Annotated in this window: 11 protein-coding genes; 7 read left to right on the plus strand and 4 right to left on the minus strand. The window is 66.3% G+C overall.

Going from position 1 to position 15,669, the window contains the following annotated elements; translation table 11 throughout:
* The first annotated feature begins 114 nt into the window (after window positions 1–114).
* The 4 genes from mfd to ACFX4F_RS18115 all read left to right on the plus strand — a co-directional run bounded on the left by mfd (window position 115) and on the right by ACFX4F_RS18115 (window position 5,630).
* Window positions 115–3,579 carry a transcription-repair coupling factor gene (gene mfd / locus ACFX4F_RS18100; RefSeq protein WP_380657616.1) on the plus strand — a complete coding sequence of 1,155 codons (3,465 nt, stop codon included), beginning with the start codon at window positions 115–117 and terminating at the stop codon, window positions 3,577–3,579.
* Between the two features lie 82 nt (window positions 3,580–3,661).
* Window positions 3,662–4,177 (plus strand): hypothetical protein, encoded by a 516-nt coding sequence (locus ACFX4F_RS18105; protein ID WP_380657618.1) that lies wholly within the window; start codon window positions 3,662–3,664, stop codon window positions 4,175–4,177.
* Window positions 4,178–4,362: 185 nt separating this feature from the next.
* On the plus strand, window positions 4,363–4,968 hold the full coding sequence (locus ACFX4F_RS18110; protein ID WP_099821107.1) for an HD-GYP domain-containing protein: 606 nt from the start codon (window positions 4,363–4,365) through the stop codon (window positions 4,966–4,968).
* A 101-nt stretch (window positions 4,969–5,069) separates the two neighbouring features.
* Window positions 5,070–5,630, plus strand: a complete 561-nt coding sequence (locus tag ACFX4F_RS18115; protein ID WP_099821106.1) for a hypothetical protein — start codon at window positions 5,070–5,072, stop codon at window positions 5,628–5,630.
* Window positions 5,631–5,711: 81 nt separating this feature from the next.
* On the opposite strand, the gene ACFX4F_RS18120 is transcribed toward ACFX4F_RS18115, so the two are convergent.
* Both ACFX4F_RS18120 and gpmA read right to left on the minus strand, forming a co-directional pair.
* A complete protein-coding gene (locus ACFX4F_RS18120; protein ID WP_099821105.1) occupies window positions 5,712–7,802 on the minus strand; it encodes a M13 family metallopeptidase in 2,091 nt (696 codons plus the stop codon).
* Between the two features lie 191 nt (window positions 7,803–7,993).
* Window positions 7,994–8,743 (minus strand): 2,3-diphosphoglycerate-dependent phosphoglycerate mutase, encoded by a 750-nt coding sequence (gpmA, locus tag ACFX4F_RS18125; RefSeq protein ID WP_100551968.1) that lies wholly within the window; start codon window positions 8,741–8,743, stop codon window positions 7,994–7,996.
* Between the two features lie 94 nt (window positions 8,744–8,837).
* Here gpmA and nfi point away from each other — a divergent pair, with 94 nt between their 5' ends.
* Window positions 8,838–9,512 carry a deoxyribonuclease V gene (nfi, locus tag ACFX4F_RS18130; RefSeq protein ID WP_380657622.1) on the plus strand — a complete coding sequence of 225 codons (675 nt, stop codon included), beginning with the start codon at window positions 8,838–8,840 and terminating at the stop codon, window positions 9,510–9,512.
* Between the two features lie 22 nt (window positions 9,513–9,534).
* On the opposite strand, the gene ACFX4F_RS18135 is transcribed toward nfi, so the two are convergent.
* The gene (locus ACFX4F_RS18135) at window positions 9,535–10,509 is read right to left on the minus strand and encodes a cation diffusion facilitator family transporter (RefSeq protein WP_099821103.1); all 975 of its coding nucleotides are present in this window, start codon (window positions 10,507–10,509) and stop codon (window positions 9,535–9,537) included.
* Window positions 10,510–10,727: 218 nt separating this feature from the next.
* On the opposite strand from ACFX4F_RS18135, the gene ACFX4F_RS18140 reads away from it, so the two are divergent.
* The gene (locus ACFX4F_RS18140; RefSeq protein ID WP_380657624.1) at window positions 10,728–11,654 is read left to right on the plus strand and encodes a hypothetical protein; all 927 of its coding nucleotides are present in this window, start codon (window positions 10,728–10,730) and stop codon (window positions 11,652–11,654) included.
* 46 nt (window positions 11,655–11,700) lie between these two features.
* On the opposite strand, the gene ACFX4F_RS18145 is transcribed toward ACFX4F_RS18140, so the two are convergent.
* Window positions 11,701–13,947 carry a TonB-dependent siderophore receptor gene (locus ACFX4F_RS18145; RefSeq protein WP_099821101.1) on the minus strand — a complete coding sequence of 749 codons (2,247 nt, stop codon included), beginning with the start codon at window positions 13,945–13,947 and terminating at the stop codon, window positions 11,701–11,703.
* Between the two features lie 287 nt (window positions 13,948–14,234).
* Here ACFX4F_RS18145 and ACFX4F_RS18150 point away from each other — a divergent pair, with 287 nt between their 5' ends.
* Entirely contained in the window at window positions 14,235–15,650 is a 1,416-nt protein-coding gene (locus ACFX4F_RS18150; protein ID WP_380657627.1) for a GGDEF domain-containing protein, read from the plus strand.
* The last annotated feature ends 19 nt before the right edge of the window (window positions 15,651–15,669 follow it).

The following is a 15,669-nucleotide window of genomic DNA, read 5'->3' on the forward strand; positions in this document are numbered from 1 at the left end:
GCCCTGCCCGGCGATGTTGATCCGACCGCTGCGCTCGCCGGGCATGGCCCGGCGCTACCCCGGTCACGTAACAATCATGGGCCCGGCGGGGGCTTCTGCTAAAATCCGCAGTTCATGTCGCGTACTCCCTACCCCGCCCCGCCGCTGCCCCGTGCCGGCCAGCTCCGCGCCTGGTGGCGCGCCCCCGCCTCGCCCACTGCCCTGGCCTGGTATCTGGCCCAGTCCGCGCGGACGCATGACGCCCCGGTACTGGTGGTGGCCCGTGACAACCACGGTGCCAACCAGCTCGAAGCGGACCTGCATACCCTGCTGGGAGGCGACCCGAGCCTGCCGGTGGTGGCGTTCCCGGATTGGGAAACGCTGCCCTACGACCGCTTCAGCCCGCACCCGGACATCATTTCGCAGCGCCTGTCGGCCCTGCACCGCCTGCCCACGCTGAAGCGTGGCCTGGTGGTGGTGCCGGTGCAGACCCTGCTGCAGCAGCTGGCGCCCCGCAGCTACGTCATCGGTGGCAGCTTCAATCTTGAAGTCGGCCAGCGCCTGGACCTGGAAGCGGAGAAGCGTCGCCTCGAAAGCGCCGGTTACCGCAACGTGCCGCAGGTGATGGACCCGGGTGACTTCGCCGTGCGCGGTGGCCTGCTTGACGTCTACCCGATGGGCGCCGACGAGCCGCTGCGGGTGGAGCTGCTGGACGAGGACATCGATTCGATCCGTGCGTTCGATCCGGAAAGCCAGCGCTCGCTGGACAAGGTCGAGGCGGTGCACATGCTGCCCGGTCGCGAAGTGCCGATGGACGACGCCAGCATCGCCCGGGTGCTGGCCACCCTGCGCGAGCGCTTCGACGTCGATACCCGCCGCAGTTCGCTGTACCAGGACCTGAAATCGGGCCTGGCGCCGGCCGGCATCGAGTACTACCTGCCGCTGTTCTTCGAGCGCACCGCCACCCTGTTCGACTACCTGCCGGCCGGCAGCCTGCCGGTGGTCTGCGTCGGCGCCGCTGAAGCGGCAGAGACCTTCTGGACGCAGACCGGCGAACGGTACGAGCAACGCCGCCATGATGTTGAACGGCCGCTGCTGCCACCGTCGGCGCTGTACCTGTCGCCGGACCTGCTGCGCGAGCGTCTGAACGACGCACCGCGCATCGAAGTCTGGGCTGCCGATCACGCGCGCATTGCCGAGGCGCATGCGCTGGGCGACCAGCCGTTGCCGCCGCTGCCGGTGGCCGCGCGCGAAGCACCAGCCGGTGACGCACTGAAATCCTTCCTCGGCCACTACCCCGGCCGTGTGCTGATTGCCGCCGATTCGCCCGGCCGCCGCGAGGCCCTGCTGGAAGTGCTGCAGGCCGCCGAGCTGAAGCCGCCAGTGGTAGCCGACCTGCTCTCCTTCCTCGCCAGCGACGAACGCTTCGCCATTGCCGTGGCGCCGCTGGAAGACGGCTTCGCCCTGGATGCACCGCACATCGCGGTGCTGACCGAGCGCCAGCTGTTCCCCGAGCGCGCAGGCAGCACGCGCCGCACGCGCCGTGCCGGACGTGAGCCGGAAGCGATCATCCGCGATCTCGGCGAGCTGACCGAAGGCGCACCGATCGTGCACGAGGACCATGGTGTCGGCCGCTATCGCGGACTGATCGCGATGGACGTCGGCGGCATGCCCGGCGAGTTCCTGGAGATCGAATACGCCAAGGGCGACCGGCTATATGTGCCGGTCGCGCAGCTGCACCTGATCAGCCGCTATTCCGGCGCCTCGGCCGAGACCGCCCCCCTGCATTCGCTGGGTGGCGAGCAGTGGAGCAAGGCCAAGCGCAAGGCCGCCGAGAAGGTGCGCGATGTAGCCGCCGAATTGCTGGAAATCCAGGCCCGCCGCCAGGCGCGTGCCGGACTGGCACTGCAGGTGGACCGCGCGATGTACGAGCCGTTCGCTGCCGGTTTCCCGTTCGAGGAAACCCCGGACCAGCTGGCCGCCATCGACGCCACCCTGCGTGACCTGGCCAGCAGCCAGCCGATGGACCGCGTGGTCTGCGGCGACGTCGGCTTCGGCAAGACCGAAGTCGCGGTGCGTGCCGCATTCGCCGCCGCCAGCGCCGGCAAGCAGGTGGCGGTGCTGGTGCCGACCACGCTGCTGGCCGAACAGCATTACCGCAATTTCCGCGACCGCTTCGCCGACTATCCGATGAAGGTCGAGGTGTTGTCGCGCTTCAAGAGCACCAAGGAGATCAAGGCCGAGCTGGAGAAGGTCGCCGCCGGCACCATCGACGTCATCGTCGGCACCCATCGCCTGCTGCAGCCGGACGTGAAGTTCAAGGATCTGGGCATGGTCGTCGTCGACGAGGAGCAGCGCTTCGGCGTGCGCCAGAAGGAGGCGCTGAAGGCACTGCGCGCCAACGTGCACCTGCTGACCCTGACCGCTACGCCGATCCCGCGCACGCTGAACATGGCCATGGCCGGCCTGCGCGACCTGTCGATCATCGCCACCCCGCCGCCGAACCGGCTGGCGGTGCAGACCTTCATCACCCAGTGGGACAACGCGCTGCTGCGCGAAGCCTTCCAGCGCGAGCTGGCACGCGGTGGCCAGCTGTATTTCCTGCACAACGACGTGGAAAGCATCGGCCGCATGCAACGCGAGCTGTCCGAGCTGGTGCCCGAAGCGCGCATCGGCATCGCCCATGGGCAGATGCCCGAGCGCGAGCTGGAAAAGGTGATGCTGGACTTCCAGAAGCAGCGCTTCAACGTGCTGCTGTCGACCACGATCATCGAATCGGGCATCGACATCCCCAACGCCAACACCATCATCATCAACCGCGCCGACCGCTTCGGCCTGGCCCAGCTGCATCAGCTGCGTGGCCGCGTCGGTCGTTCGCACCACCGCGCCTATGCGTACCTGGTTGTACCGGACCGTCGCTCGATCACGCCCGACGCGGAAAAGCGCCTGGAAGCGATCGCATCGATGGACGAACTGGGTGCCGGCTTCACCCTGGCCACGCACGATCTGGAAATCCGCGGTGCCGGTGAACTGCTGGGCGAAGACCAGAGCGGGCAGATGGCCGAAGTCGGCTTCAGCCTGTACACCGAGCTGCTGGAACGCGCCGTGCGCAGCATCAAGCAGGGCCATCTGCCCGACATCGATGCCGGCGAAGAAGCGCGTGGCGCCGAGGTCGAGCTGCATGTGCCGGCGCTGATTCCGGACGACTACCTGCCGGATGTGCACACCCGCCTGACACTATACAAGCGCATTTCCAGCGCGCGCGACAGCGATGCGCTGCGCGAGCTGCAGGTGGAGATGATCGATCGTTTCGGCCTGCTGCCGGATGCGGCCAAGAACCTGTTCGCCATCGCCGAGTTGAAGCTGCAGGCCAGCATGCTGGGCATCCGCAAGCTGGACCTGGGCGAGAACGGTGGTCGCATCGTGTTCGAATCCAAGCCGAACATCGACCCGATGGCGGTGATCCAGCTGATCCAGAAACAACCGAACCTCTATGCCATGGACGGTCCGGACAAGCTGCGCGTCAAGCATCCGCTGCCGCTGCCCGAAGACCGCTTCAACGCCGCACGTGCGCTGCTGCTGACCCTGGCCCTGCGCTGATCGATCTCCCAGGTTCCGGTCCGCCGCGGGCGGCAGACCGGTACCCTTTCCGTTTACCGCGCCCGCGACAAGGAGTGTTGCCGTGAATCGTTTCGCCCCCCTTCTGCTCGCCACCAGCCTGGGCCTGCTGGCCGCCTGCCACAGCGGCATGAGCAACCGTGATTACCTGCTTGAGAATGTCGCCAGCTGGAACGGCACGGTCAGCATGGTCGAGCAATGGACCAACGGCCCGAACGGTGAGTCCTTCCATGCGTCGCTGCAGGATGGCAAGAGCATGCAGCAGCATCGCTTCGGCCTGAAGAACGCGCACCAGGAAATCGCCGACCGGCTGGTCTTCGTCCAGCAGTTCACCCATGGCAAGGACGCCGATGCACTGCACCAGAACCTGCTCGATTCCCTGAAGAGCACCGAACAGATGTTCGCGGTGATGGAACAGCTGGCTGCACTGCCCGATGGCTACAGCGAAGATCAGGTCACCCCGCTGCTGCAGACGCTGGATGAGGCCGTGACCAAGATGGACGAAGACATGCAGACCCTGAGCGACGCGCAGGACGCCTTCGCCAAAGCCCATCGCATCCACCTGCAGACCACCGGCTGAGCCACGCCGCCCCGGTTGCCGATGCGGCCGGGGCAACGGACACGCCGCACGACTGAACGCATGGCCCCACGCGATACCGTCGATGCGCCCCGCGCAACACCGATGCGGGTACCCTATGCGCCGCCCCGGCCCGCTCTTGCGGGCCTTTCCGTTTCCTGCGTGGCTTCGCCGCGCCGCCAGTCCCGATGCCCCAGCCCAGACCTCCCGACCTCCTGCACGCGCAGGCCTGCCTGATCGACGCCCTGTCGATGTCGCTGCAGATGCGTGATGCCTATACCCGCCACCACTGCGACCGCGTGGGCCTTCTTGCACAGCACCTCGCCCTGCACTGCGACCTGGATGAGGAGGCCTGTACGCAGGTCGGCCTGGCCGCGCGCTTCCACGATATCGGCAAGATCGGCATTCCCGACGACGTACTGCTGAGCCCGCGCCGGCACAACGATGAAGAGCGCGCGATCATGCGCGAACATCCGGTACGTGGCGAACACATCTTCCTGGCCACCGGTCGCAGCGATGCCGCGCCGGTCGCGCGCCTGATCCGTGCCCACCATGAAGCGTTCGACGGCAGCGGCTATCCCGATGGCCTGCAGGGCGAGAACATCCCGCTGGGCGCACGCATCGTCACCATCGTCGATGCTTACGATGCGATGACCAGTGCACGTCCCTATCGCGCAGCGATGGAGCATGAGACGGTGCTGCGGATACTCGATGAGCAGGCCGGTGGCACGATCGACCCCTACGTACTGCAACGTTTCCACGGCATGCTCAAGCACGAGCCGGCGCTGGCCTGAGCATTCACCGGCTGGGCTGCGCCTCGCTTGCGCAGCCGCGGCAATCCTCGCAAGCTGATCGTCGGCCAAAGACGGTCGCCTGCTTACGAGGAGTACCACCCATGAAAGGAAACACCCGCACCCCCGCACCGCTGGGACTGTTGCTGTTGGCCCTGGCGCCGTTCGCACAGGCCCAGCAGGAGGGCAACGCCTCCGCTGCCACCTGCCTCTCGCGCAGCGAGGTCACCGCCGGCACCTCACCCGCCGCGCTGATGAACGCCCTGCCCCGCTGCGTGCAGGATGGGCGCATGCAGGACGCCATCGATCTCTACAACATCGCTGGCGTATTCGCCCATTTCGATCGCCAGCGGGTCGCTGACGAAACCGGACACAGTGCCTACAACGGGCTGAAGGCGATGGCGGGTTCGGCGATGGGCGAGGAGAATCTCGGCCGCTTCGACAGCGCCTTGAAGGCGCAGCTGTCCCCCGACAAGGCACCCGCCTATGTCGCTGGCATCTGCAGCTTCAGCAAGCGCGTGGGGCCGCCCTCGTACACCCCCACCTACATGCTGGCCCATGGCATGTCCAACTTCACCGGCACGGGGGGCGGGCTGGTGCCGGGCTTCGAGCCGGCCAGCGCATGGCAGGCGACGTTGTCGCAGTACCTGAAGTGCCCGGCCTGAGCCGCAGCCGCTTGTAGGCGACCGCAATGAAAAGGCCCGGCTTGCGCCGGGCCTTCTGCTTCACGCGTTGCGGGCGATCGGTTACCAGATCACCACGCGCTTGTCGTCGGCGCGCACCATCGCATCACCGGCCTTGCACTGGAACGCAGCGGCATAGGACGGCATGTTCGACGGCGCACCGTTGGCACGGAAGTTCGCCGGTGCGTGCGGATCGGTGTTCAGGCGCACGCGCAGCTCACCGTCGGTGAAGTTGCGACGCCACACGGTGGCCCAGTTCATGAAGAAGCGCTGGTCCTGGCTGTGGCCGTCAACCTCGACGTTCGCCTTCGGGTTCTCCTTCAGCGCCATCTGCAGAGCATCGTAGGCCACGGTCAGGCCACCCAGATCACCGATGTTCTCGCCCAGGGTCAGCTTGCCCTTCACGAACACGCCCGGCACCGACTCGTAGCCGTCGAACTGCGCGACCAGCTGGTCGGTGCGCTCGGTGAAGGCCTTGCGGTCGCTGTCGGTCCACCAGTTGTCGAAGTTGCCGTTGGCGGCGAACTGGCTGCCCGAGTCATCGTAGCCGTGCATCATCTCGTGGCCGATGACCGCACCGATACCGCCGTAATTCAGCGCCGGATCGGCCTTGGCGTCGAAGAACGGCGCCTGCAGGATCGCCGCCGGGAACACGATCTCGTTCTTGGTGGCGTTGTAGTAGGCATTGACGGTCTGCGGGGTCATGCCCCACTCGGTCTTGTCCACCGGCTTGCCGACCTTGTCCAGCATGTAGCGGTAGTTGAACGCGCGCGCGGCCTGCATGTTGCCCAGGTAGCTGTCACCGTTGGTCTGCAGGCCCGTCCACTCGCGCCACTTGTCCGGGTAACCGATCTTCGGGGTGAAGCTGGCCCACTTCTCCAGCGCCTTCTTCCTGGTCTCTTCGCCCATCCAAGGCAGCTGCTCCAGGCGCGCCTTCAGCGCCACCGACAGGTTCTGCACCAGGTGCTGCATGGCCTCCTTGGATTCAGCCGGGAACACCGCATCGACATACAGCTGGCCGAGTGCTTCGCCCATGCCGCCATTGACCGACTCCAGCACGCGCTTCCAGCGCGGCTGCATTTCCTGCTGGCCGCGCAGGGTCTTGCCATAGAACTCGAAGTTGGCCTTCTCGAACTGGCTGCTCAGGTACGGCGAGGCATCATCGATGGTGTGGAAGCGCAGGTAGGACTGCCAGGTGGCGGCCGGCACGTCGGCCAGCATCTTGTCCATCTCGCTGAAGAAGCCCGGCTGGGCCAGCGAGAACTTCTGTGCGGCCGGCACCTTCAGGGTGTCGAACAGCGCGGTCCAGCTGAAGTTCGGGGTCAGCTTGTCCGCGTCGGCGGCGCTGAGCGGGTTGTAGCGCTTGGCCGGGTCACGCATCTCGATGCGCGACATCGAGGCCTTGGCCAGGCGGGTCTCGAACGCCATCACCGCCTTGGCCTGCTCCGCGGCCTGCGCGGCGTCCACGCCGGACAGGGTCAGCACCTGCGCGATATAGGCCACGTAGGCGTCGCGGATCTTGGCCTGTGATTCGTCGAAGTAATAGCCCTTCTCCGGCAGGCCGAGGCCGCCCTGGCCGACATAGGCGATGACGTTGGCCGAATCCTTGTAGTCGGCGTTGGCGAACAGCGAGAACAGCACGCCCTGGCCCTGCGCCTGGCTGTCGCGCAGGTACTGGGTGATGGCGGCGGTATCGTTCAGCGCGGTGATCTTGTCCAGCGTCGGCTGCAGCGGCGCCAGGCCGGCAGCCTCGATCTTCGCTTCGTCGTTGCCGGTCTTCCAGATGTCGCCGATCTTGGCTTCCACCGAGCCGGCCTTGGCCTGGCTGGCGGCGGCCTGCTGGACCAGCGCGTGCTGCACTTCCAGCGAGCGCTCACGAAGGATCTCGAAGCTGCCCCAGGTGGTCTGGTCGCCCGGCACCGGGTTGGCCTTCAGCCACTTGCTGTTGACGAAGCCGTTGAGGTCCGTGCATGCAGCGATGGACGGATCCAGATCGGCGCTGTTGAGCGAGATCAGCGCGGTCTTGATCTGAGACTGGTCGAACGCCGGCTTGGCGGCGTCGGCAGCGGGCGCGGTCTCGTTCTTGCCACAGGCGGCGAGCGAAGCGGCGATGGCGATGGTCAGGCCCAACGGGACCAGATTGCGGAAGTTCATGAGGCTCTCCTGCGGGTAATTCCACAGGGTAGCCGGGAAGGCCGGCAATACGGACCGGCCAAAGGTCACAGGAGTGCGCCTGTAGAGCCGAGCCCATGCTCGGCTGCTTTCTGAAAACGTCGGCAATGCATCAGCCGAGCGTGGGCTCGGCTCTACAGAAGCGAAGGCCGGCGTGCGCCGGCCCTTCGTTCTTACTTCGCCTTGCCCTGGTTGGCCACGGCTTCAGCGGCCTTGCGCGCCGCCTCCGGGTCACCCAGGTAGCGGAACGACTTCACCGTGAGGTCGTCGTTCAACTCGAACAGCAGCGGGATGCCGGTCGGGATGTTCAGCTCGAGGATTTCCTCGCGCGACACGTTGTTGAGGTACTTGTACAGCGCGCGCAGCGAGTTGCCGTGGGCGGTGACCAGCACCGTCTTGCCATCCTTCAGCTGCGGCGCGATGGCGTCGTGCCAGTACGGCAGTACGCGGTCCAGGGTGGTGGCCAGCGATTCGGTGCCCGGCAGCGCGTTGCGGTCCAGGCCGGCGTAGCGACGGTCATGGATCGGATGGCCCGGATCTTCCAGATCCATCGCCGGCGGCGGGATGTCGTACGAACGGCGCCACACCTTGACCTGGTCTTCGCCGTGCTTGGCGGCGGTCTCGGCCTTGTCCAGGCCCTGCAGGCCGCCGTAGTGGCGCTCGTTGAGGCGCCAGGACTTGTTCACCGGCAGCCAATCCTGATCAAGCTCGGCCAGCGCACCCTGCAGGGTGTGGATGGCGCGCTTGAGCACGGAGGTGTGGGCGACGTCGAACTGCAGGCCTTCCTCGCGCATCAGGCGGCCGGCGGCAGCCGCTTCCCGGCGCCCCTGCTCGGTCAGGTCGACATCGACCCAGCCGGTGAAGCGGTTGTCCAGGTTCCACTGGCTCTGGCCATGGCGCAACAGTACGAGTTTACGGGTCACTGCAGGGTCTCCAACGCGAGGAAAGGCAGGCGGCCATTGTAGCCCCGGCGCCCGCTCACCGCGCCGTGGCGGTGGGGATGTCATCCTGTGGCCGATGAATACCGTGATCGACCCCGGGCGCTGGGAAGGCAGCGTCAGTGCCGCGCGCGAGCAGCAGAAACAGCTGGCCACCCGCGTGCAGCGCCAGGACCACCTGCCCGCCACCGTGCGCTGGCTGGCCGGGCTGGATGTCGGCTTCGAGGAAGACGGCGCGATCACCCGTGCCGCGGCCGTACTGCTCGACGCGGAGACCCTGCAGCCGGTGGCGCAGGAAATCGCCCGCATCGCCACCGTCATGCCCTACATCCCGGGCCTGCTCAGCTTCCGCGAACTGCCGGCGCTGCTGGCCGCGTTGGCGCTGCTGCCACGCACGCCGGACCTGGTGTTCGTCGATGGCCACGGCATCAGCCATCCGCGCCGCCTGGGCATCGCCGCGCACCTGGGCGTGGTGACCGACCTGCCAAGCATCGGCGTGGCCAAATCGAAGCTGGTCGGCCGCTTCGTCGAGCCGGGCGCCGACGCTGGCGCGCATACGCCGTTGCTGGATGGCAGCGAGCAGCTCGGCTGGGTGCTGCGCAGCAAGCTGCGCTGCAAGCCGCTGTTCGTTGCCGGCGGGCATCGGGTCAGTGCCGATACCGCGCTGTCCTGGGTGCGGCGCACGCTGCGCGGCTATCGCCTGCCCGAGCCGACCCGGTTGGCGGATCGGCTGGCCTCGCGGCGCGACAAATAGCGGTGCAACTGGGCAATACCGCTCAGCGATGCACGTGACCGCGATGGCCCTGCGCGTCGGTGGCTGCATGATCGTGCCCGGCGTGGTCGTCATCCTTGGCCGCTGATGGCTGGCCACAGGCTTCGCCGCAATGGTCGGCTTCGATCTGCAGGGTCACGTGCTCGATGCCGAAATCATCGTGCAGGCGATCACCGAGTTCGCGACGAAGGCGGTCGGCGTCGTCGCCTTCGCGCATCACGATGTGCGCGGTCAGTGCCGGCGTGCTGGATGCCAGCGCCCACACGTGCAGGTCATGCACGTCCAACACCGCGTCGTGGTCGGACAGGCGGTCGCGCACCCTGGCCACATCCATGCCCTTGGGCACACCTTCCAGCAATACGTTGATGGCTTCGCGCATCAGCACATACGTACGTGGCAGCACCCACAGACCGATCAGCACGGCCAGGATCGGGTCGATCGGCTTCCAACCGGTCCATTGGATCAGCAGCGCACCGGCAATCACCGCCACCGAGCCGAGCATGTCGGCCCACACTTCCAGGTAGGCGCCCTTCACGTTGAGGCTCTCGCCGCTGCCGGCCTGCAGCAGGCGCATGGAGATCATGTTGATCACCAGACCGACCGCAGCGATCACCAGCATGCCGGTGGAGGCGATCTCCTGCGGCTGGCGGAAGCGACCGATGGCTTCCCACAGGATGTAGCCGGCAACCACGAACAGCATGGCGCCATTGATCATCGCGCCCAGTGCTTCAAGGCGCGCATAACCGTAGGTGCGGCGTGCATCCGGCGGACGCCGGCTCAGCCGCACGGCCACCAGCGCGATCATCAGCGCCAGGGTGTCGGTGGCCATGTGCGCGGCATCGGACAGGAGCGCCAGGCTGTTGGTCCAGAACGCACCGACCACCTCCACCACGAGGAAGGTGGAGGTCAGGCCGAGCGCCCACCACAAGGGTTTCTCGTGGCGGATCTCGGATGGCAGGTGATCGTGGTCGTGACCCATGGCAACAGCTCCTTTGCGATGGAGGCAGGCTACGCCGACGGGCGTTGGGAAACTATCACGGTGTTTATAACATTGCGGAGTCCGCGAGGCGGGTTGCTGCAGCTTGCGCCCATGCCAGGCCACACTATGATGACCGCATCCCCCTGGACGGGGACGGGCAGACGGGTCGCCTCGGCTCTGTTGCCCCAATGGACATACCAGCACAAGGAATCCGGAACATGTGGACCACCAAAACACCTTGGATCGCCGTCGCCGCAGCCTGCGCGCTTGGCATTGTCGCAAACGCCTCGGCCAAGACCTGCCAGCAGAATTTCCGTTCGGTAGGCGACCCCCGCAATGGGCAGTTCTTCACCTCCGAGGTCACCCTACCCGGGCTGAAGCCCCGAAGTGCGCTGGGCCAGCTGCGCAAGACGGCACTTGATGAGGGCAACAACTTCGTCAGTGGTGACGTCATAACCGAGACCGAAGGACAGATGTATGTCCTGCAGACCGACACGAAGATGCCCCTGGTCAGCATCATCACCGCCTCCAATGGAGGCACCGTGGTGGTCGGCACCAAGCTGTCACGCGGGCAGACCGCCAAGGAAGAGGACGCTCGCAGCGCGCTGTGTGGTTGGCTGGACAAGCTCAAGACCGGCGCGGAGGGCGAGGCGATCGCCGAAGCCGTGCGTGTCTCCAGCGGTTTCGACAAGCCGATCCAGGCCACCGCGGTCGGCATGTCCACCGAAATGGGCAAGGACTCCAAACGGCTGCAACGGGAGATCAACACCGCACCGCTCAGAGCGCTGTTTTCCGGCACCAGCACCGCACCGGACACCGACGCGATGTACCAGCCATTACTCGTCAAGTATTTCGGTCGTCGTTTCGTCATCGATGGCCAGGTCTACACAGCCCAGCCCAACCGCTTCAGCAAAACCATCGAAGTAGGCTATCTGGTGACCAAGATGAAGGGCATCGGTGGCATCGGTGGGCGCCAGTCGAACGGCGACAACAACGCCAACTTCACCGTGCACTGCGCACTGGCCGCGGATCAGATGGCGCTGGGCACCACCCTGCGCGAGAATGACTGGGTGAAGCTGGAAGGTGTGGTCGACAAGATGGATACCGGCGGCGTGCACCTGCGAGATTGCCGTCAGGTGAAGTGAACCACCAGGCCGCGCCGGGGATCGCCCGGCGCAGCCCCGCATCGGATCAGAACCCGAAACGCAGGCTCGCCCAGTACGCGCGACCGGGTTCGTTGTAGGTCGCCGCACCGGCATCACTGCTGTTGGCCTCGCGGAACAGGCGCTTGTCGGCCAGGTTGTTGACGCCGAAGCCCACGCTGACCGTGTCGGTCACCTTGTAGCGCGCGCTCACGCCCCAGACGTTGTACGCGCCGCGGGTCTGCAGCACGGTGGACGCATCGCAGTTGGCCGTGCAGCGCGGGTCGTTGTTGATGTTGGTCGTGGCCGGTTCCTGCTTGCCGTAGAAGGTGCCGGTCAGCAGCAGCGACAGCTGCTCGGTGGCCTGCCAGTCCAGCATGGTGTTGACGGTGTACTTGGGAATCACCGACAGCGGCTGGCCGGTGCTCTTGTTTTCGTTCTCCACCATGTAGGTGAAGTTGTTGCTCCACTTCAGGCGATCGCCCTGCTCGCCCAGCAGCGGAATCACCAGGTTGCCCTCGAGCCCCTGCACGATGGCCTTGGGTGCGTTTTCCCAGCGGAAAATGCGGCCCTTGCTGTCGGCCGTCAGGCCGATCTGGGTGTAGCCGGCCTGGATCTTGTCCTTGTAGTCATTGTGGAAATAGGTCAACGAGGCCTGCCAGCCGCTCTGCGGTGCCCACTCCACGCCCAGTTCCTTGTTCAGGCTGGTCTCTGCCTTGAGATCTGCATTGCCCCGCATGTAGCAGCCGGCGCCGAGGCTCGGCAATGCGTTGGGGCAGCCGTTGCCACGGGTGTAATACAGATAGTCGGGGTTGGACTGATACAGGTTCGGCGCCTTGAACGCGCGTGCGATGCCGCCCTTCACCACCCAGTCACTGTTGAGCCTGAACTGCGCGTTGAGGCTCGGGCTGGTGTTGTTGCCGAACTGGCTGTGATGGTCGAAGCGCAGGCCCGGGGTCACGATCCAGCGTTCGCCCAGGTAGATGTTGTCTTCCACGTAGACAGCGGTGGTCTGTGCATCGGACTTGCCGCGTGCGCGATCGGCCGAAAGGCCCGGAATGCCCCCCCCGCTGCTGCTGGACTGGCTCATGGAATACGGATCGGTCAACCGGCTGTCGAGGTATTCGAAGCCCAGCGTCCACACGTTCTCGGCGCCGCCGAGGGTGGTCGGGAAGCTGACCTCGCCGTCCAGCTGGTAGTTGCGCAGGCGCGACGTCGACCAGTCAGCGCCGTTGAAGCTGCCTTCCGGGCCACCGGCCAGGCCTTCGTTGATGCGCGAATTGTTGACCCCTTCCACCGCTGCCGTCAGCCGCGAGCTGACATCGCCCCAGCGTCCGCGATGGGTGATCGCGCCGGTGCTGCGGTACATGCGGTTGGTTTCGGCCTGCTGCTCGGCCAGCGCGGCCAGGTCGACGCCGGTGGAGGTTCCGGTGGTGCTGACCGCACGGTCGCCGGCATAGATGTTGCCCTGGCGGCTGGTGCCGGCCTCGAATTCGACCACCTGGTTGGCGGTCACGTCCCAACGCAGCAGCGCGTTGACATCGCGGTTCTTGACGCCTTCGCGGCCCGCCGGCGGTACCGCGTTGGCAGCGGTGGCGAAGTTGCGGTTGAGATCCAGCGAATCGGCATCGGTCTTGTTGAGGTTGCCGTACAGCCGGAACGACAGCGTGTCGGTCATCGGCCCGCTCAGCTGCAGGCCGACGCGCTTGCTGCCACCCTCGGCACTGTGTTCGGGCACCAGGCCGTACAGGTCAACCGCGCCGGTCAGGTCGCCGGTCGGGCGCTTGGTGATGATGTTGACCACGCCACCGGAGGCACCCGAGCCATAGCGCGCCGCCGCCGGGCCGCGCAGTACTTCGATGCGCTCGATCATTTCCGCCGGCACCCAGTTGGTATCGCCGCGCGTGTTGCGCTCGCCACTGCGGCCCATGCGCACCGCGTCGCGTGCACCCACGCGCTTGCCGTCGATCAGGATCAGGGTATTTTCCGGGCCCATGCCGCGCAGATCGATCTGCCGGTTGTTGCCGTACTGGCCCGACGCGCTGTTGCCGGTCAGATTGACGCCAGGCATCGTCCGCAGCAGTTCGGCGATGTCGTTGACCGGCGGCCGCTTGGCGATGTCTTCAGCAGTGATGGTGGAGGTGCCCAGCGCCTGCCGCGCGATCTGCGAGGCGGTGACATGCACGGTATCGATATCGGTGGCATCGGTTTCCGCATGCGCGGTAACCGTACCGGCAGCCAGCAGCGTGGCGACGGCAAGCGCCAGCGGGCGCGGTGAAAGAGTGTGTGCAGGCATGTTCTGGACCTTCTGGCAGGGCAGCGGAAGCCTCTGGCATAGGGCACGAGGCGGCGACGGGGGAGGAGGAACGATCGCTGCGGGATGCCCGCAGGTCGGTTCCTGCCGTCATTTTTTCACAAATGCGAGTGATTCTCAAATGCGTCAACGCATTGCGACATCTGCCGGCATGTGCTCTGCGCGGGTTTTTCGGCCTGCATGGCGCTTAAACTGGCCGGCTTACCTGCCATCAACCGTCGACAGCTGCGGCCGATACCGTGGTCTGTTGTGCGCCGATAGAGATCGACGTGGATACACCCCAACTGGACGAAGCCAGCCAACCGCTGGCTCAGGCCTGGCAGCAGTGCCTGCTGCAGGCCGGCCCCGCCGCCGCTGCATTGCTGCATGCCGTAGCCGCCGATGCACCGCCGACGCTGGCACGGCGCTTCTACGAAGTGCTGCTGCAGGACACGCGTGCGCGCCGCTTCCTGTCCCATGAACAGGTCAAGCAGCGCCTGCAACCGGCGATGCAGCGCTGGCTGGCGCAGCTGCTGACCACCGATGCGGATGGCATTGCCGCTACGGTCGCCGCACAGCGGGTGATCGGCGATGTGCATGCGCGGGTCGGCATTCCGGTTGACCTGGTGACTCGCGGAGCACGCGTGCTCAAGCACGAGCTGTTCGTGCGCCTGCGCGCCGACGCCCATGACAGCGACACCGCCTTCGCCGCCATCGATTGCCTCAGCGCGATCATGGACATCGCCATGGAGGGCATGACCCTGGCCTATACGCATGCCCGCGAGCGCTCGTCGCGCACCGATGCAGCGTACCGGCTGTTCTCGCTGGTGCAGAACGTCAGCACCGAGCGCGAGCGCCAGCGCGCCCTGCTGCTGGATTGGGAAAACAGCCTGCTGTACACCCTCGCCGGCCATGCGACAGGCGCCGACAACGCCAGTCTGGCGACCTCGGAATTCGGCCTGTGGTTCACCCACAAGGGCATTCCCAGCTTCGGCGAAAGCAGCGAGACGCAGCAGGTCGGCGGCTTGATGGCACGCATCGACAGCAGCCTGCAGCGCGCCACGGATGAAGATCCGGCACGGCGTCTGACCGCCCTGCCGGCGATCCGTGAAGACCTGGCCACCATCCGCAACCTGATGACCCTGCTGTTCGAACGCATCGGCGAACTGGATGCGGGCAGCGATGCGCTGACCAACCTGCTCAACCGGCGCTTCCTGCCGACCGTGCTGCGCCGTGAGATCGAATTGTCCACGCGCAACCACACGCCGTTCTCGCTGTTGTTGCTGGACCTGGATCACTTCAAGGCGATCAACGATGGCCACGGCCACGACGCCGGCGACCGCGCACTGCAGCACGTTGCCGCCCTGCTCGGCCAGCAGACCCGTGGCAGCGACTACCTGTTCCGCTACGGCGGCGAGGAGTTCGTGGTGGTGCTGGTGGCGGCGAGCGAATCGCAGGCGGAGGTGATTGCCGAAAGCCTGCGTCGGCAGATCGCACAATCGCCGATCTCCCTACCCAATGGACAGACGTTGGGGCTGACCGCCAGCATCGGCGTGGCCGGACACGATGGGCATCCCGATTACGAGCGGCTGATGGCGCGCGCCGACGCGGCGATGTATGCCGCCAAGCGACAGGGCCGCAACCGTGTGGTGGTGGCCGACGAAGCGTTGCCGGAGGCACCCGGGCGACGCGCGCTGCAACGTTGAGCCTGCAGCGCGCGCGGCA

This window comes from Stenotrophomonas sp. YIM B13575, from assembly GCF_042787595.1.
Taxonomy (GTDB): Bacteria; Pseudomonadota; Gammaproteobacteria; order Xanthomonadales; family Xanthomonadaceae; genus Stenotrophomonas; species Stenotrophomonas lactitubi_B.

Bases quoted from the DNA above. Each gene is read 5' to 3' on its own strand.
- ACFX4F_RS18115 (WP_099821106.1), top strand. From the start codon at position 5,070: ATGAAAGGAAACACCCGCACCCCCGCACCGCTGGGACTGTTGCTGTTG.
- mfd (WP_380657616.1), top strand. From the start codon at position 115: ATGTCGCGTACTCCCTACCCCGCCCCGCCGCTGCCCCGTGCCGGCCAG.
- ACFX4F_RS18140 (WP_380657624.1), top strand. From the start codon at position 10,728: ATGTGGACCACCAAAACACCTTGGATCGCCGTCGCCGCAGCCTGCGCG.
- ACFX4F_RS18145 (WP_099821101.1), bottom strand. From the start codon at position 13,947: ATGCCTGCACACACTCTTTCACCGCGCCCGCTGGCGCTTGCCGTCGCC.
- ACFX4F_RS18120 (WP_099821105.1), bottom strand. From the start codon at position 7,802: ATGAACTTCCGCAATCTGGTCCCGTTGGGCCTGACCATCGCCATCGCC.
- ACFX4F_RS18110 (WP_099821107.1), top strand. From the start codon at position 4,363: ATGCCCCAGCCCAGACCTCCCGACCTCCTGCACGCGCAGGCCTGCCTG.
- ACFX4F_RS18135 (WP_099821103.1), bottom strand. From the start codon at position 10,509: ATGGGTCACGACCACGATCACCTGCCATCCGAGATCCGCCACGAGAAA.
- nfi (WP_380657622.1), top strand. From the start codon at position 8,838: ATGAATACCGTGATCGACCCCGGGCGCTGGGAAGGCAGCGTCAGTGCC.